Origin of the sequence: Janthinobacterium lividum, assembly GCF_011601275.1 — a bacterium.
Lineage (GTDB): Bacteria > Pseudomonadota > Gammaproteobacteria > Burkholderiales > Burkholderiaceae_D > Janthinobacterium > Janthinobacterium lividum_E.
Genome location: NZ_JAAOLY010000010.1, coordinates 219,048 through 241,773, shown reverse-complemented (window position 1 = coordinate 241,773; position 22,726 = coordinate 219,048). Strand labels below are relative to the sequence as shown.

Annotated in this window: 22 protein-coding genes; 7 read left to right on the top strand and 15 right to left on the bottom strand. The window is 64.6% G+C overall.

Annotated features, from left to right (window positions below):
- The first annotated feature begins 211 nt into the window (after positions 1-211).
- Positions 212-2,515, top strand: a complete 2,304-nt coding sequence (locus tag GYK42_RS17090) for a TonB-dependent receptor (RefSeq protein WP_240943625.1) — start codon at positions 212-214, stop codon at positions 2,513-2,515.
- Here GYK42_RS17090 and mdcH read toward each other — a convergent pair.
- From mdcH to mdcA, 9 genes are all read right to left on the bottom strand, one after another.
- Complete coding sequence (mdcH, locus tag GYK42_RS17085) at positions 2,512-3,450, bottom strand: malonate decarboxylase subunit epsilon (RefSeq protein WP_166448457.1); 939 nt, start codon at positions 3,448-3,450, stop codon at positions 2,512-2,514. The two genes, GYK42_RS17090 and mdcH, sit on opposite strands and share 4 nt — an antisense overlap.
- A complete protein-coding gene (locus GYK42_RS17080; RefSeq protein ID WP_166448456.1) occupies positions 3,447-4,055 on the bottom strand; it encodes a malonate decarboxylase holo-ACP synthase in 609 nt (202 codons plus the stop codon). The genes mdcH and GYK42_RS17080 overlap by 4 nt, the downstream gene beginning before the upstream one ends.
- A complete protein-coding gene (gene madM, locus GYK42_RS17075) occupies positions 4,055-4,819 on the bottom strand; it encodes a malonate transporter subunit MadM (RefSeq protein WP_035818466.1) in 765 nt (254 codons plus the stop codon). Before madM ends, GYK42_RS17080 begins: the two co-directional genes overlap by 1 nt.
- Positions 4,812-5,216, bottom strand: coding sequence for a malonate transporter subunit MadL (madL, locus tag GYK42_RS17070; RefSeq protein ID WP_166448455.1), 405 nt, complete (start codon positions 5,214-5,216; stop codon positions 4,812-4,814). The genes madM and madL overlap by 8 nt, the downstream gene beginning before the upstream one ends.
- A gap of 61 nt (positions 5,217-5,277) precedes the next feature.
- On the bottom strand, positions 5,278-6,090 hold the full coding sequence (gene mdcE, locus GYK42_RS17065) for a biotin-independent malonate decarboxylase subunit gamma (protein ID WP_166448454.1): 813 nt from the start codon (positions 6,088-6,090) through the stop codon (positions 5,278-5,280).
- On the bottom strand, positions 6,087-6,941 hold the full coding sequence (locus GYK42_RS17060; protein ID WP_166448453.1) for a biotin-independent malonate decarboxylase subunit beta: 855 nt from the start codon (positions 6,939-6,941) through the stop codon (positions 6,087-6,089). Before GYK42_RS17060 ends, mdcE begins: the two co-directional genes overlap by 4 nt.
- Positions 6,938-7,246, bottom strand: coding sequence for a malonate decarboxylase subunit delta (locus GYK42_RS17055; RefSeq protein WP_166448452.1), 309 nt, complete (start codon positions 7,244-7,246; stop codon positions 6,938-6,940). Before GYK42_RS17055 ends, GYK42_RS17060 begins: the two co-directional genes overlap by 4 nt.
- Complete coding sequence (locus tag GYK42_RS17050; protein ID WP_431190178.1) at positions 7,233-8,114, bottom strand: triphosphoribosyl-dephospho-CoA synthase; 882 nt, start codon at positions 8,112-8,114, stop codon at positions 7,233-7,235. Before GYK42_RS17050 ends, GYK42_RS17055 begins: the two co-directional genes overlap by 14 nt.
- On the bottom strand, positions 8,114-9,787 hold the full coding sequence (gene mdcA, locus GYK42_RS17045) for a malonate decarboxylase subunit alpha (RefSeq protein ID WP_166448450.1): 1,674 nt from the start codon (positions 9,785-9,787) through the stop codon (positions 8,114-8,116). The genes GYK42_RS17050 and mdcA overlap by 1 nt, the downstream gene beginning before the upstream one ends.
- Positions 9,788-9,906: 119 nt before the next feature.
- On the opposite strand from mdcA, the gene GYK42_RS17040 reads away from it, so the two are divergent.
- Positions 9,907-10,821: a LysR family transcriptional regulator gene (locus GYK42_RS17040; protein ID WP_166448449.1), complete on the top strand. Its 915-nt coding sequence runs from the start codon at positions 9,907-9,909 to the stop codon at positions 10,819-10,821.
- Here the strand turns inward: GYK42_RS17040 and GYK42_RS17035 are convergent.
- Genes GYK42_RS17035 through GYK42_RS17025 form a run of 3 tightly spaced genes read right to left on the bottom strand, consistent with a single transcriptional unit; the run spans position 10,818 to position 15,709 of the window.
- Entirely contained in the window at positions 10,818-12,659 is a 1,842-nt protein-coding gene (locus GYK42_RS17035) for a glycoside hydrolase family 15 protein (RefSeq protein WP_166448448.1), read from the bottom strand. The genes GYK42_RS17040 and GYK42_RS17035 overlap by 4 nt on opposite strands.
- A gap of 3 nt (positions 12,660-12,662) precedes the next feature.
- Positions 12,663-13,424 (bottom strand): trehalose-phosphatase, encoded by a 762-nt coding sequence (otsB, locus tag GYK42_RS17030; RefSeq protein WP_166448447.1) that lies wholly within the window; start codon positions 13,422-13,424, stop codon positions 12,663-12,665.
- Positions 13,424-15,709 (bottom strand): alpha,alpha-trehalose-phosphate synthase (UDP-forming), encoded by a 2,286-nt coding sequence (locus GYK42_RS17025; protein ID WP_166448446.1) that lies wholly within the window; start codon positions 15,707-15,709, stop codon positions 13,424-13,426. The genes otsB and GYK42_RS17025 overlap by 1 nt, the downstream gene beginning before the upstream one ends.
- A gap of 237 nt (positions 15,710-15,946) precedes the next feature.
- On the opposite strand from GYK42_RS17025, the gene GYK42_RS17020 reads away from it, so the two are divergent.
- The 4 genes from GYK42_RS17020 to GYK42_RS17005 all read left to right on the top strand — a co-directional run bounded on the left by GYK42_RS17020 (position 15,947) and on the right by GYK42_RS17005 (position 19,981).
- Entirely contained in the window at positions 15,947-17,074 is a 1,128-nt protein-coding gene (locus GYK42_RS17020) for a mechanosensitive ion channel family protein (RefSeq protein ID WP_166448445.1), read from the top strand.
- Between the two features lie 50 nt (positions 17,075-17,124).
- A complete protein-coding gene (locus GYK42_RS17015) occupies positions 17,125-18,420 on the top strand; it encodes a cation:proton antiporter (RefSeq protein WP_166448444.1) in 1,296 nt (431 codons plus the stop codon).
- A 108-nt stretch (positions 18,421-18,528) separates the two neighbouring features.
- Positions 18,529-19,710, top strand: a complete 1,182-nt coding sequence (locus GYK42_RS17010; protein WP_166448443.1) for a serine hydrolase domain-containing protein — start codon at positions 18,529-18,531, stop codon at positions 19,708-19,710.
- Positions 19,711-19,801: 91 nt separating this feature from the next.
- Positions 19,802-19,981 carry a hypothetical protein gene (locus GYK42_RS17005; protein WP_166448442.1) on the top strand — a complete coding sequence of 60 codons (180 nt, stop codon included), beginning with the start codon at positions 19,802-19,804 and terminating at the stop codon, positions 19,979-19,981.
- Here GYK42_RS17005 and GYK42_RS17000 read toward each other — a convergent pair.
- On the bottom strand, positions 19,978-20,361 hold the full coding sequence (locus tag GYK42_RS17000) for a YkvA family protein (protein ID WP_046685558.1): 384 nt from the start codon (positions 20,359-20,361) through the stop codon (positions 19,978-19,980). The genes GYK42_RS17005 and GYK42_RS17000 overlap by 4 nt on opposite strands.
- A 92-nt stretch (positions 20,362-20,453) precedes the next feature.
- On the opposite strand from GYK42_RS17000, the gene GYK42_RS16995 reads away from it, so the two are divergent.
- On the top strand, positions 20,454-21,551 hold the full coding sequence (locus GYK42_RS16995) for a DNA topoisomerase IB (RefSeq protein WP_166448441.1): 1,098 nt from the start codon (positions 20,454-20,456) through the stop codon (positions 21,549-21,551).
- Here GYK42_RS16995 and GYK42_RS16990 read toward each other — a convergent pair.
- The gene (locus tag GYK42_RS16990) at positions 21,505-21,735 is read right to left on the bottom strand and encodes a hypothetical protein (protein WP_166448440.1); all 231 of its coding nucleotides are present in this window, start codon (positions 21,733-21,735) and stop codon (positions 21,505-21,507) included. The genes GYK42_RS16995 and GYK42_RS16990 overlap by 47 nt on opposite strands.
- Before the next feature lie 425 nt (positions 21,736-22,160).
- Positions 22,161-22,604 carry an RICIN domain-containing protein gene (locus tag GYK42_RS16985; protein WP_058050424.1) on the bottom strand — a complete coding sequence of 148 codons (444 nt, stop codon included), beginning with the start codon at positions 22,602-22,604 and terminating at the stop codon, positions 22,161-22,163.
- Between the last annotated feature and the right edge of the window lie 122 nt (positions 22,605-22,726).

The following is a 22,726-nucleotide window of genomic DNA, read 5'->3' as shown; positions in this document are numbered from 1 at the left end:
CTCCTCACTTTGCTACACGGTAGCCGGCGCATGCCGGCTGTCCGTGCTGCGCTTTCCGCTCGACTAATGCAGTTTATTTGCAATAACATTGGGCGCAAGCTATTATTGCAACTCAATTGCATTTACACCTCCGCGCTGCGCCTGCGTCCAGCGCCAGCACCCCACTCGCCTTTTAGAGAGTCCTATGCGCCATCATGTATTCGCAGCCGCCATGCTGTCCACTTCCCCGCTCGCTTACGCGGCGGACGACGTCACCCTGCAAACCATCAAAGTCCGCGCGGACAGGCCTTCCAGCATCGACAGCGTCGTCATCGTCGAGAATACGCAAGCCCAGAACAGGACTTTGGGCGGCATGCTCGAGCATGTATCGGGCGTGCAAAGCAGCGCCTTCGGCCCGAATGCCGGCGCCCCCGTGATTCGCAGCCTCAGTGGCAGCCGCGTGCAAATTCTCGAGGATGGCCAGTCCATCCTCGGCATGAATGCGCTCAGCGGCGATATCAACATCCCGTTCGACCCGCTGTTCGCGCGCAGCGTGAGCGTGAACAAATCGTCCGACAGCGTACGTTTCGGCGGCAATGCGATCGGCGGCAGCGTGGACGTCGATTCCGGCCTCATTTCCAGGAAGATGGAGGGCAAGGAGAAAGATCTGGAGCTGGTGCTGCGCAAAGGCTTCAACGATGCCGACGCGCAAGGCTTGCGCATGAATTTCAACGATGGCAAACATTTCTCGACGAATTTGCAAATGTCCTTCCAGAAAATCGGGCATTACGATATTCCCGGCAACAGCAAGGCCGGCGTGTGCAACAGCCAGCTGTTCCCTTCGAAGGGCGGCGTGAATAGCTTTTTGGCCGACAGTTGCCAGAAAGAGGCGAGGATCCAGCAGGTCTACAACAAGGCTTCGCAACCGTTTATCGACCAGTTCATGACGGAAAATCCGGACTGGGCGGACGGCGATTTTTCCTTCTATACCAATCAGCGGACGTCCGTCTGGCAGCGCAAGACCTATGTCAATCCCCCCAACCCCGCTTACGTGCCCGGTACGCCAAAGACGGTGCAGAACAAGATCAACAAGGACGTGACCCCCGACTACCACGGCACCCTGGGCAACAGCCATGCCAGCAATGCACACTTTGCCGTCGGCAGCACCTACTTTTTCGATCGAGGCTACGTGGCCGTCAGCCTCGACACCAAGAACAGCGACTATGGCGTGCCGGGCTTTTCCATGGAAAACAAGTCTTTCGGATCGAATTATGACGAGGGGTTGCCCGTCGGCGTCGTGATCAGCCAGGATAAATATGCGCTGGAAGCCAAGCTGCTCGACCCCGTCGCCTACATTGAAAGCGCGCAACTGCGCGTGTCCCGCTTGAACAATACGTCGGGAGAACGCCTGGGAGCGGCGAAGGCGAATGACTACCGCTTCGACACCAATCAAGCAGAGCTCCTGCTGGCGCACCGGCGCGCGGGCCCCTTGAACGGCTTGCTTGGCCTGAGCCATCAATCCCGCGACATCACCGGCAGCGGGCCACAGCTTTACCTTCCCGATGCGAGCACGGCCAGCAGCGCGCTGTTCGTCAAGGAAAGCCTCGACGCCGGCTGGGCCACCTTCGATGCGGGTTTTCGCCATGAAAAAGTCGAGCACGACATCCGCAAGAGCGGATTCAAGACGTCGAGGAATGCGAAAAATGCCAAACTCGAGGACAGGTCGTTCAGCCTGAACAGCTATAGCCTGGGGGCCTCGGCCAAGCTTGGCCAGCTGTTCGGTGCGAAGCTGCGCCATGCCTCATCGGAAAGAGCGCCCGACGTCAATGAATTATATGCAAGCAACCGCCACTATTCGATCATGACCCAGGAAGAAGGCAACCAGGATTTGAAAGCCGAGCGCGCGCGGAATACCGAGCTTACCGGATTGTTCGGCCATCGCGGCTTCCAGCTGTCCGCCACCGGCTACGTCATGAAGTATGAAAACTTTCTGTATCTTGGCCACTCGGGACTGCAGACGGCGAATCGCCTGCCATTAAAATATTGGAAGCAGACCGATACGACGGTCAAGGGATTCGAAATCGACGCCTCCCAAGTCGTTCAGCTTGGCGGCTACGGCAAGCTGAACCTCTCCGCATTTGCCGACCTGGTCAAGAACAAGGCGGACAATCCGGACAAGCTGCGCGCGCACAACGACGGCGCCTACCTGCCCAACATGCCCACCAACCGTTATGGCGCGAATGTGTTGTGGGAAAACAAGGGGTGGAAGGCCAGGCTTTCCAGCACCTGGTACGACAAACAGAAGTACCTGGGCAAGAGTGTCAGCGAGGAAGTGCCGCTCGACGGCTACACCATGGTGAACTTTCAGGTGAGCCGCGCACTGCAAGTGCCCAATTCGCCGTTTGCAGGCATCGACGTGTTCGTCAGCGGCACCAACCTCCTCGATGACGATGCCAGGCCGCACAACTCTCCACTGAAATACATCGCGCCCTTGCCGGGCCGTGGCTTCCAGATTGGACTGAGCGCCAGGCTCTAAGGCGCGGCGGCGCCCCGCTCCCGCCTCACCAGCGCCAGCAGGCTGTCGCTGCGGTTGCCGTCGCAGCAGACGGCCACGCCATCCGTGAAGTCGGGCGCCGTCAAGCGCGTGAGGACGCTGCCGGGCGGCATTTCCAGCGCCAGCCTGGCCCCCCGCTCCCACGCCAGGCGCGAGGTAGCGGCCCACTGCACGCGCTGCGCCATGTTGGCCGCCAGGCTGTCGCGGATACGGGCCGGGTCGAACAGCGCGCGCGCCGCGCTGCTGCTCAGGTAGACAAGCGATGGGCGACGGACAAACACGCCATCGAAGGCGGCGGCCATGTCGCTGGCGGCAGCCGCCATCAACGGGCAATGCGACGGCACGCTGACGGCCAGCCGCTTGGCCTTGCTGGCGCCGTGCGCCAGGGCCAGCGTCATCACGGCGTGCAAGGCGGGTTCGCTGCCGGCAATGGCGATCTGGCGCGGCGCGTTCAGGTTGGCGACATACACGGGCGTTGCTGCGCCATGCACCTGCGCCAGCAGCGGTTCGAGCTGCGCCAGGTCCAGGCCGATGATGGCCGCCATGCCGTAACCGGTGGGATACGCCTGCGCCATCAGCTGCCCGCGCCGCGCCACCAGGCGCAGGGCATCCGCATAATCGAGCGCGCCGGCGACGACGGCCGCCGCATACTCTCCGATGGAAAAGCCGGCCACCATGTCGGGCAGCGCGCCGCGCGCGGCCAGGGAACGCGCCACGGCCACGCCGGCGATCAGCAGACACAGTTGCACGGCCCGCGTCGACGCCAGCGCGGCAGCCGTGTCCAGCGCCAAAGGATCGTGGCCCAGCACGTCCGCCGCTTCGGCCAGGGCCGTCCTCACCGCCGCGTCATCCGGCAGCGCATGCAGCATGCCTGGAGTCTGGGCGCCCTGGCCGGGAAAGGTAAACAAGACGCTCATGCCAGCTCCCATGGCGTGGCCGTCAGCACGGGACCATGGTCCGTCTTCAGCAGAACCCTGCCCCGTCCCGCCGCCCACTCTGCATAGGCAAAGCCGCCCTGGCCCGTGTCGATCTGCAGGTCCAGCCGGCACGCGGTGACACTGGCGGCGATGGCGCGCAGCGCCTCGGCCTGGGCGGCATCCGGTGGCGCGGCAATGCGCAGCACGAGATCGAGGTCGCTGTCGGCGCGCAGCACGGGCAAGCTGCTGTCCAGCGCAAAACCCACGCCGCCCGTCGGCCCCCAAGGCCAGCCCATGGCGTCAAGCAAGGGCGCCACCTGCCGCAGCGCGTCCAGTGCGGCGCAGGAAAAATCCGGCACTGGCGCATGCGCCAGCATTTCCGGCGTCACGCGGCGCACGACGGCGGCGGCATCGACTTCGCACGCATGGCGCTCGCTGCGCAACCGGCCGCGCACGCCCACGGGGATGCGCCCGGGCGCGGTGCTGGCGCGCCGCACCACCAGGGGCGCCACCTGCAGCCACGCAGAGTCCAGCCAGGCGGGCAAGGATGCACCGTGCGGCAAGCCGGACACCCACAGCAAATCATGCGCGCGCCAGGTGTCCATCAGGCCACCACCGCCTTGACGGCAAAGAACAGCAACGATGGTCCCAGCAAGCAGCCCAGGCCCGTGTGAAACGTGGCCACCAGCGCGCCGTACGGTACCAGTTTGCGGTCGGTGGCGGCCAGTCCCGCCGATACGCCGCTGACCGTGCCGGCCAGGCCGCCGAAGACCATCGCGGAACGCGGCGTTTTCAGGCGCAAAAAGCGCGCCGCGGCGGGCGTGCCCACCATCACCAGGATAGCCTTGATGAGGCCCGCCGCGATACTCAGGGCCATGACGTCCGAACTGGCGCCGATGGCCGCGCCTGTGACGGGGCCGACGATGTACGTAACGGCGCCGGCGCCGATGGTGGTCATGCTGACGGCATCCGAATAGCCAAACGCATACGCCACGCCCGCGCCGACGAGAAACGGCAGAACGACGCCCAGCATCAGCGCCACGACGCCGATCAGGCCAGCCTTGCGCGCTTCCGTCGCCTGCACCTCGAAGGCCGTGGCGACGATGGCGAAGTCGCGCAGCATGGCGCCACCCATCAGGCCGATGCCGCCAAACAGCGACAAATCGGCCAGTCCCTTGTGGCCGCCGCTATGCACGCCGCCCCAGTAAGCGAGGCCCAGGCCGATGACGATGGCAATGGCCGAGCCGTGCACGCGGCCCAGGGTCAGGTATTTCGACAGCGCCACGGACAGCAGCATGATCAGGCCGACAAAGGCGAAGGCCGTCACCAGGCCATTGTGGATGGCGGCTTTTTCAAAGAGCTCAAGCATGACGGTGCTCCTTGACCAGGATCGAGTCGGCTTCGGCGGCGGCAGGGTTTTCCATTCGATTGATCAGCGAGATCACGGCGCCGCAGACCAGCACGGAACCGATGGCGGCCAGTACGGCCACCGGCCCGCCGCGCAGCGCCGCCACCACATCCTGCTGCGCGGCCATCGCCACCACCACGGGAATATACATGGCGCCCCAGTATTCGACGCCGCGCTCCGTCATCTGCGGCAGCCATGCGCGGCGCTGCATGTAAAGGCGGGCGCAGATCAGCAGCAGCATGGCGATGCCCACGCCGCCCACATTGGTCTTCACGCCCATCAGCTGCCCGAGCAAATCGCCCAGGAAGATGCCAAGCAAATGGCACAGGGCCAGTAATGCGGTTCCGTAAATGATCATGATTGTCTCCGTTATAGGAATAGGAATAGGAATGACTTGCTGTCTTCTCTGTTTGTTTCCCCTACCACTGCTGTCCCAGCACCTCCCTGACTTTTGCCGACGCCTGGCGGTGCGGCGCGTTCAGGCGGCTGGACAGGTCCGCCAGCGGATCGGCGCGGATATCGGCCAGGGCCGCCTGCAGGCAGGCATCGACGGCGGCCGTGTCCTGCGCCGAAGGCGCGTCGGGCTGCGCCACCTGCAAGGTCTGCCACAGCAGGCCCAGGGTCGCGTAATTCTTGACGTCATACGCCATCGGTGGAATCGTCGCCGCCAGCGCTTCAAGCGCGTCGACGGTGCGCAAGGTGATGCGGGCGGCCGACGCCTTGCCCATGGCATGCACCATCACCTGCGGATCGTCGAGCGCGATCAGGCGGTTGGCCTGGTATCCGTGCGCAAGGAAAGCACCCGACATGGCCTTGCCGACGATCAGGCCGATCACGGGATGGCCGGCCAGGCGCGCCTCGGCGTAGGCGCCCGCCGCGCCGGCCAGCGCCTGGTGGATGCCATAAGCCTCTTCGCGCCGGCCGTAGGCCTGGCTGGCCACGTCGATGACGGCGACGATGGGACGCTTGACGGCCAACTCGCGGTCCTCAAGCACCACCTGCTGCACGGCGCGCGCCAGCTGCCACGCTTCGACCAGGCCCACTTCGCCCGTGCGGGCGCGTGCAAAACGGTTGTCCGGGTCGGGCAGCACGGCAAGGTAGCGCGCCGGTTCGCCCGCCAGCGGCGCGTCCACCACGCGCACGGCAAGCGGATAGCCGTCCAGCGCCGCGGTGTTGCCGGTCAGGGCCGCGAGCCAGATGGCGCCACGGCTGGTGTCGGTATGGTTGTTCATGCTGCACCTCCCTGGCTGTAGATCATGCGCACGGCTTGCGGCGTGGCTTGCACGCTCGCGTCGACCTTGGCCAGGCGGGCCAGGAAGACGTCTGCCTGGCTGCTGCGGTGCTGCGCCGGCACGCCGCGCGCGAACAAGGCGGCCACGCTGGCGCGCATCTGCGCCGTATCGTCGTCCACATAGGCGTCGGCCAGGCCGCTGTGAAAACGCTGCTCGCCGCCCGTCAGGCTCCAGATGAACGGCTTGTTGCGCGAGTCGAATTCGTCCACGCCCGCCTCCTGCTCGATGACGGCCGGCCCGTTGAGACCGAGGCGCGCCTCGCGCGTGACGACCAGATAGCTGCACAAACCCGCCGCGATCGACATGCCGCCGTAGCAGCCGACCGTGCCGGCCGTGACGCCGATCACGGGCTGGTAGCGGCGCAGGTCGACGATGGCCGCATGGATGTCGGCAATGGCAGCGAGGCCCAGGTTGGCCTCCTGCAGGCGCACGCCGCCCGTTTCGAACAGGATCACGGCGCGCGTCGGTATGCCCTGACGGTTGTCGCGGGCCGCCAGTTCCAGCGCGCCGGCGATCTTCGCGCCGCCCACTTCGCCCATGCTGCCGCCCTGATAAGCGCCCTCGATGGCCAGCACCACGGCCGGCTGACCGTCGAACAGGCCCTTGGCCACCACCACGCCATCGTCAGCCTGCGCCGTCACGCCCTGCTGCGGCAGCCAGGGCGAAGCGATGCCGCAGAACGGGTCGAGCAGTTCGCGCATGCTGCCAGCGTCCAGCAGGGCCTTGGCCCGGCTGCGCGCGCCCCGTTCGATGAAGCTGTCGCGCTCGAGTAATTGCTTCAATGTGCTCATGCCGTCCTCCCCGCTTGCAATTCTTCGTATGCCTGCTCGATGCGCATGCGCACCACGCCCGGCGTGGCGCCGCAATCGTTGATGACGATGCGCGCCGCCGGCAGCGGCTCGCCGCCGAATACGCGCTGCAACAGCGCATCCCACGCGGCACCCTTGCCATCGACGGAGGTGTTGACGACGATGCGGGTCACGCCATCGTCGCCAGGCTGCAGCAGTACTTCCAGGTCGCCCGAGCCGACGACGCCTGCCAGGGCGCGCCCTGCCGCCGGCGGCCCGGCCGGGAATGTATAGTCACGCGTTTCCATGCGTTTCTCCTTGCGTCAATCGGTCGAGGAACAGGCTGGCCGCCAGCAGATCGGCCGCGCCGCCCGGCGACACGCCGCGCGCCAGCGCCACGACCTCCAGCGCCAGCAGCGCCTTGGCGCCGGCGGCAGTGGCCGCGCCGCCGGCCGCCAGCACCCGCGCCGCACCCGTTTGCAGTGCCAGCAAAGCCGGCTCGCCGCCGCGCGAGAGCACGCAGGTGTCGTCGAGCTGGCTGACAATGGCCAGCAAGGCGTTCAGGCGCGCCGTCGTTTCGTTGTCGCCGCGCGCCCGCGAAGCGTGCAAGGCCGGCAATCCGGCACCCGTCACCAGGGGAAAGCCGGCACGTGCCTGGCCGCGGGCGCCATCGACCTGATACTGGCGGCACGCCAGCTCGCCCTTGTTGCCGGTGGCGCCAGGCGCGCCGCGGTCGTGCAAACGGGCCAGCGCGCCGGCCCGCGCCACCACGGCTGTTGGTGACAGCGATGCGCCGCGCGCGCCCTGCTGCGCCGCCGCCGTCACCAAGAGGCCCAGCGCCCAGATGGCGCCCCGGTGCGTGTTCACGCCGCCCGTCGCTGCCAGCATCAGCGCCTCGCCGTCGCGGCCGATGGCGCCGATGCGCTGGCGCAGCAAGTCGTCGTCTTCACTCCGCGCGCCAGCGTCGGCCATGGCGGCAAATACGGGCTGCAGCACGCAGGCCGAATGGCACATCAGGGCCCAGTTCAAGTCCGTGTGGGCGCCACGGCTGCGCAAATCGACCAGGCCCGGTTTCGGCGTCAAGGTCACTTCGTCGAGCAGCGCCTGCAGCACTTGCCGCCCCAGCGCTGCCGAGCGTTCCCGCACCGTTATTGTCGTCATCATCATTGTCGTCATTACCAGCTCCTGAATTTGGCGGGTGGTTGATACAGGTCGTCCGACCATTCGACCAGGTCGGCGATGCTTTTCGCCGCCAGCAGCGAGCGGTTCGCCGCGCCGCGCTGCACGCCGATATCCTCGGGCAGCGCGATCAGGCCGTCGGCGCGCAATTTCGCCGTCGTCTTCGGGTCGTGGCGCAGGCCGATGGGCGTCACGCCAGCGACAGCCGCCAGCATGGCCTTGCGTTCGTCGAGCGAACGGGCCTTGTACAGGTAGGCGATTCCCTCTTCCGTCAGCACGTGCGTGACGTCTTCGCCATAGATCATCACGGGCGCCAGCGGCATGCCGCTGGCCTGGCCCACGGCGACGGCATCGAGCGATTCGACGATCGTCGGCTGGCCGCCATCCTGGAACGTTTCGACCATCTGCACCACCAGCTTCTTGCCGCGCGCGAGCGGATCGTCCGTCTCGATCAGGTCCAGCCAGGCCGGTGTCGGGTGGCGCCGGCCATGCGGATCGTGGCCCATATTGGGCGCGCCGCCAAAGCCAGCCAGCCGTCCATTTGTCACGGTGGACGAATTGCCCAGGCCATCCATCTGCAAGGTGGCGCCGATGAACAGGTCGACCGCGTACTGGCCGGCCAGCTGGCACAGGGCGCGGTTCGAGCGCATGGAGCCGTCGCGGCCCGTGAAAAAGACGTCGGGCCGGGCCGCCGCATAGCCCTCCATACCCAGCTCCGCGCCGAAGCAGTGCACGCTTTCGACCCAGCCCGTTTCGATGGCGGGGATCAGCGTGGGATGCGGGTTGAGCACCCAGTTGCGGCAAATCTTGCCTTTCAAGCCCAGCTGCTCGCCATATGTGGGCAAGATCAGTTCGATGGCGGCCGTATTGAAACCGATGCCGTGGTTGAGCGACTGCACCTGGTGTTTTTCATACACGCCGCGAATCGCCATCATGGCCATCAGCACGTGCACGGGCTTGATCACGCGCGGGTCGCGGGTAAACAATGGCTCGATGAAGAACGGCTTGTCGGACTGCACGACGAAATCGATCCACGAGCCGGGCACGTCAACCCGGGGCAAGTCGCTGACGTCGTCGACGATCTGGTTCACCTGGGCGATGACGATACCATCGCGGAAGGCGGCCGATTCCACCAGCGTCGGCGTGTCTTCCGTGCTGGGGCCCGTGTACAGATTACCCTGGCGGTCGGCCATGTAGCCGGCCACCATGACGACGTTGGGCGTGAGGTCGACGAACAGGCGCGCATACAGTTCGATGTAGGTGTGGATGGCCCCCACCTCGAGCAAGCCATCCTGCAGGAACTGGGCGATGCGCAGGCTTTGCGTGCCGGCAAACGAGAAATCGAGCTTGCGGGCAATACCCCGTTCGAACAGGTCGAGGTGTTCGGGCAGGCTGACGCTGGGCATGATCAGGTGCAGATGGTTGATCTTGTCGGGATTGACCTGGGCCAGCATGCGGGCGAGGAAATCGGCCTGTTTCTGGTTGTTGCCTTCGAGAACGATGCGGTCGCCCGGCGCAAGCAGGGCTTCCAGCACGGCGACCATGTCGCCCTGTTGCAGCACGGGGCCGCTCGCGTACCGGCGCACGGCGTCGAGGCGGCGGCGCTTCTCGGTGCGCCGCGTGTCCCATTGTTTTTGCCGCTGCGCTGGCGCTGCTATGGCGGTTGACATCTTGCCTCCGAATTAAGCTATCGAAGCCTGACGATAGAGCGAAAACGGAGGCGCGACAATCAACCTGCTACCATGTTCATTACCCTGAAGTTAATGAACTCCCTTGAAAGAGGCTAGTCATGGCCATCAACGAAGAAATCACGCTGAAAAAGCTCGAAGTTTTTCTCAGCTTTATGGAATTGAACAACCTGGCAAGGGTGGCCGATGCGCTGGGCCAGAGCACGGTCAGCGTGCACCGCGCCCTGCACTCGCTGGAAGATGGCTTGCGCTGTCCCCTGTTCAAGCGCGAGGGACGCAGCCTGATCCCGCTGCATGCGGCCTACACCTTTGCCGAATCGGCGCGGCGAGCACTGGCCGAGTGCGAGGAAGGCGTGCGCAAGGTGCGCGAAATGTCGGGCATCAACCCCGTGCGTCTGAAGATCGGCTCGCTGTATTCATTGACCCTGCACTGCATCCCGCAACTGGTGATCGCCCTGAAGCTGCGCCGGCCGGGTCTCGACATCGACCTGACCCTGGGCTCGAACCGCGAACTGCTGCAAAGCCTGGCCGATGGCCGACTCGATGCCATCATCGTCGGCGTGCAGGAAGAAGAACAGCATGCGGGCCTGGTGGCCGTGCCCCTGTTCCAGGACGACGTCTACCTGGCCGCCCCGCTCGGTTCGCCCTATGCGGGCGCCGCATCGGTGGACTTGCAGCAGCTGCGCGGCGCCAAATTCGTCACCCTGAACGAGGGTTTCGTCACCTCGCAAAGCTTCAACCACGCGTTCGACCTGGCGGGATTCGTGCCCGACACGGCCATGCGCGTGGGCGACATCTTCTCGCTGATCAATCTCGTCAGCGGCGGCATCGGCTACAGCCTGCTGCCGGGCCGCGTGCGCGCCTTCAGCTCGCGCATCGAACTGCTGCCGCTCGACGCGCGCTACGGCTCGCACCAGCAAATCACCCTGCTGATGCTGAGCAGCCGCGAGCGCGACCCGAATTTGCTGGCGCTGGCGGCCGAGTGCCGCTTGTATGGGCGTGGCGGACGTGCCTAGACCGCGCTATCCCACGGCGCCGACAACCTGACCGCGCAATTGATGAGACCCACCATCGAATATGTCTGCGGGAAGTTCCCCCACATCTCTCCCGTCACCGGGTGCGTGTCCTCGGACAGCAAGCCCAGGTGGTTGCGCGCCAGCAGCATGGTCTCGAAGATTTTGCGCGCTTCGTCTTTCCTGCCGATGCGGGCCAGGGCGTCGATGCGCCAGAAGGTGCAGATGTTGAAGGCCGTTTCCGGCTTGCCGAAGTCGTCGGGCGCTTCGTAGCGGCGCATGTAGGGGCCGTCGCACAGCGATGCTTCCAGCGCGTCGACGGTGGCGATGAAACGCGGGTCCATGGGGTCGATGAAGTTGACTTCCGCCATCAGCAGCACGGAGGCGTCGAGGTCGCGCCCGCCCAGGCTTTCCGCGAAGGCCTGGCGTTCCTCGCTCCACGCTTCGCGCAGCAGGCGTTCACGGATCAGCACGGCGCGGCTGTTCCAGTGCTCGGCGCGGTCCGGCAAGCCCAGTTTATGCGCGACTTTCGCCAGGCGGTCGCAGGCGGCCCAGCTCATCAGCATGGACGAGGTGTGGACCCTCGCCCGCGTGCGCAGTTCCCACATGCCCGCGTCCGGTTCCGCGTGCAATTTGAAGGCCTGGTCGCCCACGGCTTCCAGCGCGGCGAACTCGGCCTTGCCACCGCGGTGGAACAAGCGGTGATCAAGAAACGCCTGCGCGGCGCCCAGGACGATGTTGCCGTAGACGTCGTGCTGGAAATGTTCCTGCGCCTGGTTGCCCACGCGTACGGGACCATTGCCCCGGTAGCCGGGCAAGTGCTCGAGTATCGACTCGGGCAACTGTTCTTCCAGCCCGATGCCGTACAGGGGCTGGATATGGCCGCCCTTCGAGCGGGCGACGATATTCGTCAGCCAGCGCAAATACTCTTCCATCGTGCCCACTTCGGACAAACTATTGAGTGCGCGCACGACAAAGAAGGCGTCACGCAGCCAGCAGTAGCGGTAATCCCAGTTGCGGCTGCTGCCGGGCGCTTCGGGGATGCTCGTCGTCATGGCGGCGATGATGGCGCCCGTGTCTTCATATAAAGACAGTTTCAAGGTGATGGCCGCGCGGATGACCACGTCCTGCCATTCCAGCGGCACGGCCAGGCGGCGCGTGTAGGTGCGCCAATAGTTGATGGTTTCCTTTTCGAAGATGCGCGCCGTCTCGTCGATGCCGCCGGCCAGGGTTTCATCAGGCCCCAGCAGGAAGTTGGCCGTGCCGCCCAGCACGAAATACGTTTCGCTCAGCACATAGTTGAGCGACACATCGGTGTTCAGCCGCAAGGTTTGTTCCGGCCCCACGTAGCGGATATGGTGGCTGCCCTGCGTGACCTGCGGCGCCAACTTGCCCCAGTCGTAGCGGGGGCGCAGGCGCACGCGGATGCGCACGGCATGATCGAGCGGGCGCACGCGGCGAATCAGCATCAGCGGGCGGAACATGCGGTCGCGGCTGAGGAAGCGGGGCGCGAAATCCGTGATTTCCACGCCGCGCCCATCCGTGTCGTACAGCCGCGTGCGCAGCACGGCCGTGTTCGGCTCGTAGAATTGCTCGCTGCGGGCAAAATTCTCGATGTCGATGCCCCACACGCTGCCGTTTTGCGTATCGTCCAGCAAGGTATTGAAGACGGGGTCGCCATCGAACCGGGGCATGCAGGACCAGACAACCTGCCCCGCCTGGTCGATCAGGGCGCTGAAGGCGCAATTGCCCACCACACCGCAGTTGAGGGATGCTTGCGCCGGCGGCGCACTGGCGGCAGGGGCGTTGGCGCCGCTGGGGGTGTCATACGATGTCGTCATCGGCTACTCCTTGAACGGGGATACGGACGCGGCCAGCAATACGGTACGCAAGGCGTCCGGGCTGGCCAGGCGCAGGCTGGCGGCGCTGGGGCCGCTGCCCACTTTCACGCCCTGCCCCCCAATTTGTTGAACATAGGCAAAGCCTGCCTCGTCGGTGGTATCGTCGCCCGCGAACACGGGCCGGCGTCCCTTGAATGGCACCTCGGCCATGAAGGCGGCAATGGCGCCGCCCTTGTCCGTGGCGGCCGGCTTGGCTTCCAGAACCATTTTGCCATGCAACAGCAAAAGACCGGGGCACGCTTGCACGGCGGTCGTCATTTCCTGCAGGCACAGCTGCTCCAGTTCCGGCGCCAGACGGTAATGGAGGGCCACGGCGCCGCGCTTGTGTTCCACCAGCAAGCCGGGGTACATCGCCGCCAGTGCCCGGGCATGCGCCAGCACGGCGGACACGTCAGGCGTGGCCGCCACATGCCGTGCGCCATCAGCGCCTCGCCGCTCCACGCCGTGCACGCCGGCCACAGGCAGAATCAGGGGCGCCAGCATGGCGTCGATCTGCGCCACGGGGCGGCCGGAAACGAGGGCCAGTGCGCCGCCATGCCAGCGCGCCAGCACCATCAGCGCGTCGACCACGCCCGCTTCCAGGCGCACGCCGTCGGGCGTGGGGGCCAAGTCGACCAGGGTGCCGTCGAAGTCGAAGAAGACGGCGCTGCCAGGCGCACTCAGCAGTTGCAGCAAGGCTGCGCTATCGTCAGGAAGATCGGCCATCAGATCCCCTTGCGCCGCTTGATGCGGCTGTGGGCGTCGATCTTGGTCATGACCTTGTCACGCTGGCGCAAACGGGCCGCGTCGAGCAGCATGCGTCCGGCCCAGCGGTAGACATTGAAATGTTTGACCCTGGCCCGCATGCTCTTCATGCGCTCACGCTGTTCCACGGGCGGCATCACGAGGGAGCGGTACAGGGCTTCGGCGCCCTGCTCGATGTGGTACGGGTTGATGATCAGCGCTTCGTGCAGCTCGCGCGCCGCGCCCGTGAATTGCGACAGCACCAGCACGCCCAGCTCGTCGTCGCGCGCGGCGATGAATTCCTTGGCCACCAGGTTCATGCCGTCATGCAAGCTCGTCACCATGCACACTTCGGAAGCGCGGAAATAGCGCTGCAAATCGTCCTGTCCATGGTGTTCGGCTTTCAGCAGGATGGGCACATAGTCTCCGCTGCCGAAGCGGCGGTTGATGCGCTCGACCATCTTGCGCACCCTGGCGTCAAAACTTTGATATTCATCGAGCGAGGCACGGCTGGGGGCGGCGATTTGCACGAAAGTAAAATGGCCCACCATGCCGGGCTGCTGTTCCAGCATGCGCTCGACGGCCTGGAAGCGCTCGACGATGCCTTTCGTGTAGTCGAGGCGGTCCACGCCGATGCCCAGCAAGTGGTCGGCCGCCACGCCCAGTTCGCTGCGAATTTGCGCTCGGCATGTTGCCACGTCGGGCTGGTCCGGGTTGTCTTCCGGCCAGGCGATGGAAATCGGGTAGTCCTCGACCTGCGTCATCTCGCCGCCATAGGAAATGGTCGACGCTTCCGGTTCGATGCGGGTTTCCAGGTAGCGGTCCACCGTTTCGAGGAAATTCTTGCGGTGGAATGGCGTATGGAAGCCGAGGATTGTGCTGCCCAGCAAGCCGTCGAGGATTTCCTCGCGCCATGGGCAAATGCCGAACGATTCCGAGTTTGGCCAGGGGATATGCCAGAAAGTAATAATCGTCGCCTTCGGCAAGGCTTCGCGCACCATGCGCGGCAGCAAGGCGAAATGGTAATCCTGCACCAGCACGACGGGGTTGTCCGTCTTCGCTTCCGCGATCACGGCGTCGGCAAAGCGGCGGTTGACCTTCACGTACTGCTCCCAGTCGGACGAGCGGAACACGGGGCGCACATGGGCGATATGGCACAGCGGCCACATGCCTTCATTGGCAAAGCCATAATAATAGCCCTGCTCCTCCTCTTGCGTCAGCCACACGCGGCGCAAGGTATAGCTGGGATTGTCGGGCGGCACGGGCACGTGGTCGAGCTTGTCGACCGTCTCGCGGTCGGCGGAACCGGCGCCATGCGCGATCCACGTGCCGGAACATGCGCGCATCACGGCTTCCACGGCCGTCACCAGGCCGCTGGCGGGACGCTGCACTGCAACACCGGTCTCCGTTTTGGTGTGGATGTACGGCTCGCGGTTCGACACCACGAGCACCTGGTCGCCGGACAAGTCCGCTTCGAGCAAGGCGCGCAGCTTGTCCGGCGTCCAGTCGGACGACCAGCCGTTATCGCCCTGGCGTTCCAGGTGGTATTCCTGCAGCAATTCGCGCAAGTCGCCGATCAGCGGCTGCATTTCCGGCGGCGGCGCGGGCGCGGCGGCCGGTGCGGCGGCGGCAACGGCGGGATTGTTCTTCGATAGCAATTCGCCGCGCAGGATGTCCTTCACGGCCGCCAGCCAGCCGCGCCAGCTCAGGTGCGCCACGAACACTGTCATCAGGGAAATCAGCACGGCCAGCACGGCCAGGAAAGCAAAGATAAAACGCTTGGTATCCGTATTGCGGCGCTCGACAAAGCTCATGTCCTGCACCAGCACCAAACGGCCCAGCTGGGATGCATCCTGCATCACGGGCGTTTCGCTGAGGTGGACTTGGCCTTGGGGCAATTGCGCCAGGGATTTGTACAGGCCGCCCGTGGGCGGCGTGCTCCAGCAACCGATGGAAGCGGGGTATTGCGCGGATTGGTACAGCAAATGGCCCGCGTTGTCGCAAAAGCCGATGGCGATCAGACGCTCGTCGCGCGTGGCGCCCTGGAACAGCTCGCTGATGCGGGTGGCGTCTTGCGCGGGCAGGTATTCGGTCAGCGAGGGCCGTAGGGTTCCGGCGAGTAATTCTGCCCGACTGTCGAGATCGCGCACATACCAGCGCAGGGTGATATTGTCGAGCAGGGGTACTACGATATAAGCAAACAGTCCCAGCACCAGGGCCAGTGGCAGGATGAAGCGCAAGGACATTCTGAGTGATCGTACTATCATCGTTTTCCTTTGCAAAAACAAAAAGCATGGCAAGTATGACTATGTTTCCACCGCGGCGACGCCCGTTTGCTTTCCGTATTGAAACGTCAACGTGACATGGCGCAGCGCAGCAATTTCATCCAGTATCCACGTTGACGCAAGTCTTATCCGTACGGCAACGCACGCCCCCGTTACGCCATCTGCCCGTAAAATACCCGCTTCCGACATCCCCCCACCAATTTCAAGGAGTTTTCGCCTATGGATCTCAGCACGTTCCACTCGCTGATGGGAGGCCCGCTGCGCTCGGCGCTGACCGTGCTCGTTTCCGCCCTGCTCGTCACCTTGGTCGCCATCGGCATGCACCGGGCCGGCATCAGCCTCCTGAGAAGGCTGGCCAATGGTCACCCGCTTGCCAGCAACGTCGCGCGCGTGGCATTCCGCGCCAGCCAGCTGTGCCTGATCGTCTTCGGCTTGCGCATGGTGCTGGCCAGCGCGCCCGACGATACGCCGGGCCTGGTCGCCATGTCGCACCTGGCCAGCGTGGCGCTGATCATCGCGCTGACCTGGCTGGCCATGCAATGCATCGAGTCGCTCAGCATCACGATTTCCCAGATCAATCCCGTCGATGCGGCCGACAACCTGCGCGCGCGGCGCCGGATCACCCAGGCCCGCGTGCTCACGCGCAGCGCGCACGCCATCGTGGTCCTCCTGGGCCTGTCCTTCGTGCTGCTGACCTTGCCCGGCGCGCGGCAGATCGGCGCCAGCCTGCTGGCCTCGGCCGGCGTGGCGGGCCTGGTGGCCGGTATCGCCGCCCGCCCCGTGCTCGGCAACTTCATCGCAGGCCTGCAAATCGCATTCTCCCAACCGATCCGTATCGACGACGTGCTTATCGTCAACGGAGAATGGGGCACGGTCGAGGAAATCAAGGGCACCTACGTGGTCGTGCGCGTGTGGGACGAGCGCCGCCTGATCGTGCCGCTGCAGTGGTTCATTGAAAATCCGTTCGAGAACTGGACGCATACCTCCTCGGATATCCTGGGCACGGTGTTCCTGTGGCTCGATTTCAGCATCCCGATCGAGCCGCTGCGCGCGGAACTGACGCGCATTTGCGGGTCCGCCAAGCAATGGGATGGCCGCGTCTGCACCGTGCAGGCGACGGATTCGAACGAGCGGGCCGTGCGCGTGCGTTTCCTCATCAGCGCTGTAGACTCAGGCACGGCGTTCGAATTGCGCTGCATCGTGCGCGAGCAGATGCTGGCCTTCATCACCACCCATTATCCGCACGGCCTGCCCCGCTTGCGCTCCACGCACGACCCCATCGAGCTGCATGGCATGCAGGCGCAGAACGACAGCGTGTCGCTGTACAAGGCTGGGAACAAAGCGTAAAAAACCGTGCGGCGCGCTGCCCTTGCCCGCGCGCCGCTACAATGGTTCGCATGAGCACCACCGCCTGGTTCATCCTGATCGGTTGCCTGATGCTGGCGCGCGGCTTGGGCGCCGACGGCATCGCGCGCCTGCCATTGACCTCGGCCATGGCTTACCTGGGCGTGGGTCTGCTGCTGGGCCCCATGTTCCTCGGCCTGTTCTCGTTCGATCTGGTGCAGCAAGCGCCCCTACTGGAAACCCTGACGGAAATCGCCGTCCTCATCTCCCTGTTTTCCGCCGGCGTCAAGATGCCCGTGCCCTTCAGCCTGGCCCGCTGGCTGCCGCCGCTGCGCCTGGCGTGGCTGTCGATGGCCATTTCCGTGGCCCTGGTGGCGGCCTTTGCGTGCCTGGTGCTGGGCCTGCCCCTGGGCGCGGGCATACTGCTGGGCGCCATCCTCGCCCCCACCGACCCCGTGCTGGCCACCGACGTGCAGCTGCGCCATGCGGGCGACAGCGAGCAATTGCGCTTCACCCTGACCAGCGAGGCGGGCATGAACGATGGCAGCGGCTTTCCCTTCGTGATGCTGGGCCTGGGCTTGCTGGGCCTGCACGAGCTGGGACCGCATTGCGCCACCTGGCTGTGGCGCGACCTGGTCTGGGCCAGCGCGGGCGCCATCGGCCTGGGCGCGGCCGGCGGCGCGCTGCTGGCCTGGCTGGGCTGGCAGGTGCGCGCGAAGGAGCCGAAACACGCGATGCTGGACGATCTGGCGGCCCTGGGCTTGATCGCCCTCGTGTATGGCGTGGCCACGTGGCTGCACGCGTGGGGCTTTTTGGCCGTGTTCTTTGCAGGCGTGGCCTTGCGCCAGACGGAACTGCGGCTGGCCGACGCGCCGAAAGACCGGCAAGGCTTGCTGCAGGCAGAGGAAACCCATGCCGTGTCCGCCGCCAAGCCGCACGACAGCGACGTGACGCTGACCGTCAGCGGCGAAGCCCTCGTCTTCAAGGAACACCTGGAACGCCTGTCCGAACTGACCTTGGTGCTGCTGCTGGGCGGCGCGGTCACGGCCGCCGCCTGGAGCTGGCAGGCGTGGAGCGTCGCCCTTTTCCTGCTGCTGGTGGCGCGCCCTGTCAGCGTGATGCTCGGTTTGCTGGCCTCGGGCACCAGCGTGCGCCTGCGCGGGCTGGCCGCCTGGTTCGGCGTGCGCGGCATCGGCTCGCTGTATTACCTCAGCTATGCCACCGCGCATGGCTTGCCGCGCGGCCTGGCGCGCGAACTGGCCGACATCACGCTCGTTGTCGTCATCCTCTCCATCGTCGCGCACGGCCTGACGGTCAAACCGCTGCTGGAACGCTACTGGCGCAAATAGCACCGGTGGCACCCATTTGTCTCTGCTTCAAAGCAATGTTTTGTCAATCGCCCCTATGCCGGGCAGAAATATTGTTAAGATAATTAAAAATGGCAAAAGAGAGAATCAATGAAACGAAGAAGCGTGCTGGGACTGGGCGTCTCGATGGCCCTGCTGCAAACGGGCTGCGCCACCGATCCGGCCCGGCTGGCGTGGGAAACGGCATTTGACGGCTTCATGCGCGATGGCCTGGCCCGCACGGAAACACCGGGCATGAGCGTGGCCGTGGTGCGCGGCGAGGAAACGATTTTTGCGCGCGGCTATGGCTGGGCCGACATCCAGGCCGGCAAGAAGGCCGATGCCAACACGGTGTTCCATGTCGCCTCCGTCAGCAAGCTCGTCACGGCTACGGCCGTCATGATGCTGCTGGAACAAGGCGCCTTCCAGCTCGACGACAAGGTGGCGGCCTACCTGGACTTCCCGTTCATGCATCCGAAGTTTCCCGACGTGCCCATCACCTTTCGCCACTTGCTCAGCCACACCTCGGGCATTTCCGACGCCGTGTACGAAAAGACGACGACGTTTGCCGTGCAAGGCGACCCGCGATTGCCGCTGCGCGACTTCGTCAAGGGCTATCTGTCGCGCGGCGGTGCATGGTACGACGCGGACGTGTCGTTTGCGGCGCGGCCCGGCACGGAATGGCGCTACAGCAATGTCGGCATCGCCCTGCTCGGCTATCTGGTGGGCCGTTTGAACCCGGATGGCCTCGACGGCTTTACGCAGGAGCAGCTGTTCGAACCGCTGGGCATGGACAACACGGCGTGGAAACTGGCCGGCTTGCCGCGGCGCGCCGTTGTCGCCCAGCCTTACGCGCACAAGGAACCGGGCCTGCAAGTGCTGCCGCCCGTCGGCTATCCGGACTGGCCGGCCGGCCTGCTGCGCAGCTCGGCGCATGATTTTGCCCGCTTCCTGGCCATCTTCAGCAATGGCGGCCGGGTCGATGGCCACCGCTACCTGCAAGATTCCACCCTGCAATCGTTTTTCGCCCCGCAAGCGGCCCCCGTCGTGCCTGCGGACTCGTCCGTACGCCAGGCTTTGGTGTGGCTGCTGCGCGACGTCGACGGCAAGGCGCTGGCCACGCACAGCGGCGGCGACCCGGGCGCCGCGTCCGTCGTCTGCGTTGACCGCGCCAGCAAGACGGCCGTGCTGGCCTTTGCCAACGTCAGCGCCGACAAGGAGTTTCGTTCATTCCAGAAGGACGTCGTGCTGCGCCTGCTGGCCCATGGCGGCAGCGGCGCGCAAGCGCGCTAGGCATGCCGCTTGTGTGAGCGGGCGCACGGTGGCGCCCAAGCAAGAAAGTATGCTGTGCTGGTCAGATTTGACGCTCAACGAGGAGACCGGCATGACGAACCGCATCGGCAACAAGGACGTGGCGCAGCAGCGCAGCAAGAGTGAAAAAGCCCGCATCAAGGCGCAGAACATCGCCAACGAGGCGGTCAAGAAGTCCGAGGCCAGGGCCAAGTATCGCAACGCCATAAAGGGCCAACCGGACCAGCCGGGCCAGCCCGCTCCAGCAAGCTAGGCGCCGAACCAGCCGCGCAATTTCTCGGCGGCCCGTTCCTTGACCTCGGCCGTGATGTAGGTGGCGACCGTGGCGACGGCCGCCGCCAGCACGGCCAGGTCATCCGCATAGCCGACCACGGGCGTGATGTCGGGAATCGCATCGATGGGCGAAATGAAATAGCCGAGCGCGCCATAGATGGCCGTCTTGGCCCACAGCGGCGTATTCGGCTGCTGCGCCGCGTAGTACAGCCACAGGGCTTTCTCGATGACTTCGCGTCCTGCCGTCTTGGCGAACTTGACGACCTTGTCCCAGAAGCTGTCATCCGTGTATTTCTTTTCATACTGCTTGTCGGCCTGGGGGGCGTGGTCTTCTTCCAGATTCTTCTTTCTGCCAAACATCTGCTGCTCCTGTCTGCCGCGCACGGCGTTACGAATGCGCACCTTAGCATAACGGCGCGGCAGGTGCGCGGCGTACAAGGTACGCTATATCCATGGAAATATCCGCCACCACTACGGCCCGCGCCGCCGGCCTGCGCTACACGGGCGACCATCAAAGCGGCATCGCCCGATCGGGCAAGCCCGGCAAGTTCCGCTACCGCGACGCGGATGGCAAAGTCCTGCGCGATGCCGCCACCCTGGCGCGCATCAAGGCACTGGCCATTCCACCGGCCTGGACGGAAGTGTGGATCTGCCCGCACGCCAATGGCCACCTGCAGGCGACGGGACGCGACGCGCGGGGCCGCAAGCAGTACCGCTACCATGCGCGCTGGCGCCAGGTACGCGACGAAGTGAAATATGAACGCATGCTCAGCTTCGGCCGCGCCCTGCCCGCCATCCGCGCCGCCGTCGCGCGCGGCATGCAGTTGCCGGGCTTGCCCCGTGAGAAAGTGTTGGCCACCATCGTGCACTTGCTGGAATTGACGATGATGCGCATCGGCAACGAGGAATATGCACGCACAAATAAATCGTTCGGCCTGACCACCCTGCGCACGCGCCACGTGCAGGTCGACGGCAGCGCCGTGGCCTTCCACTTCAAGGGCAAGAGCGGCGTGCGCCACGATATCCGCCTGAGCGACCGGCGCCTGGCCAGGGTGCTTGCGCGCATGCGCGAACTGCCGGGGCAGGAACTGTTTCAATATGTCGATGAGCACGGCGCGCGCCACGGCATCGGCTCGGGCGACGTCAACGATTACCTGCGCGAGGTGACGGGCGAAGACTATACGGCCAAGGATTTCCGCACCTGGTCCGGCACCCTGCTGGCCGCGCTGGCCCTGCAGGCGTTCGAACAGGTCGATTCCGATGCGCAAGCCAAGAAAAACATCGTGCAGGCGATCGAGTCCGTGGCAAAGAAGCTGGGCAACACGCCGACGATCTGCCGCAAATGCTATGTGCACCCGGCCGTGCTGGAATCGTATCTGGATGGCAGCTTATTGGAAGGCATGCGCGCACGGGCGCGGCAGCAGATGCAGGATGATTTACAGGCGCTGGCGCCGGAGGAAGCGGCCGTGCTGGCCTTGCTGCAGCAGCGCCTGCAGGGCGCGGTCAAGCCTGGCGCGCAGGCTGGGGCTGGCACTGGGCCGACAGTGTAAGGGCGTCGCTGCTGCAGACGGGCAAGGCACCGTGGCCCGCTTCCCGCGCCACGGGCGCCGGCGCGGCATCGCTTGCCGGCGCCTCGCCCGTAGTCATCAAGGTGGCCGCCAGGGTCGAGAAGGTGAACAGGCAAATCAGCAGGAAGGGCTTGTTCACGTGGATAGACTGGTCTGGCTTTTGCATCGCATACTCCGTCGGACTGGTTGGCTGTTGCAGCATGGACACGATCATCGCGTGTTTCCGCAAGGCATACAATCAGACAGTTTCGACAAGACGGGTAGGACAGCGCTGACAGACTCAGCCATGCATCAGCTGGCGCGCATTTGAAATGGCAAGGTGAATAAAGCAGGCATGCCGGGATTATCAATAAGTGACGGGCGCGAATATTCCAGCCAATATAAAAATATCGACAGGAAATGGAATTGAATTGAAATAAAACAAGATCTTATTTATTTTAATTTCCTTTGAAATAAATATCGTCCGGCCGTCCGCATAAAATGGCGCAAGGTAATCGCGCGCACCCTCATATAAAAGAAACGGAATAAAACGCCGCACCTTTCAAACAGGCGCGGCTGTTTATTTTCCGGCATGTCAGCATGCAAACAACCTTACGCCGCTTCCAGCATGGCCTTCAGGGCTGGCACGGCAAGGCAGCTCCACTTCTGGTTCTGGCCGCCGTTATATGGCCACACGAGGATGGCATTGCCAGGGCTGGCGTTGTTGTTGGCGTTGTCCAGCACCATTTGCGGGTATTGCACGTTCGAGATGTTCGGCGCACGGCCCACCCAATTCCACAACTGGCTGGTGCGGCCCAGGGTCATCGTGCTGACGATCACCTGGCCTTGCTGGCCATCGTAGCCTTGTACATCGAGGCACAGGCTGGGGTTGGCCGCCAGCGTGATATAGCCGGTATTCGGGTCCATATTCCATTGCGAAGTCGTGCCGCCGACGCCAGAAAGAACTTGCAGGGTAACGAGGGAACCTGCCGCGGCGCTGGTGACGCCGATGCACAGATTCGTATTTTGCAAGCTTTGGATTACATATGCAGTCATGCTATATCTCCAATGGGGTTATCGACGTTAATATATCGGGCTGGCAGCAAAATATATTAACGGAGCTGTTTTACAGCAAAGTCAGTATGGACTCTATTTTTTGATTTATTGTCACGCTTTGT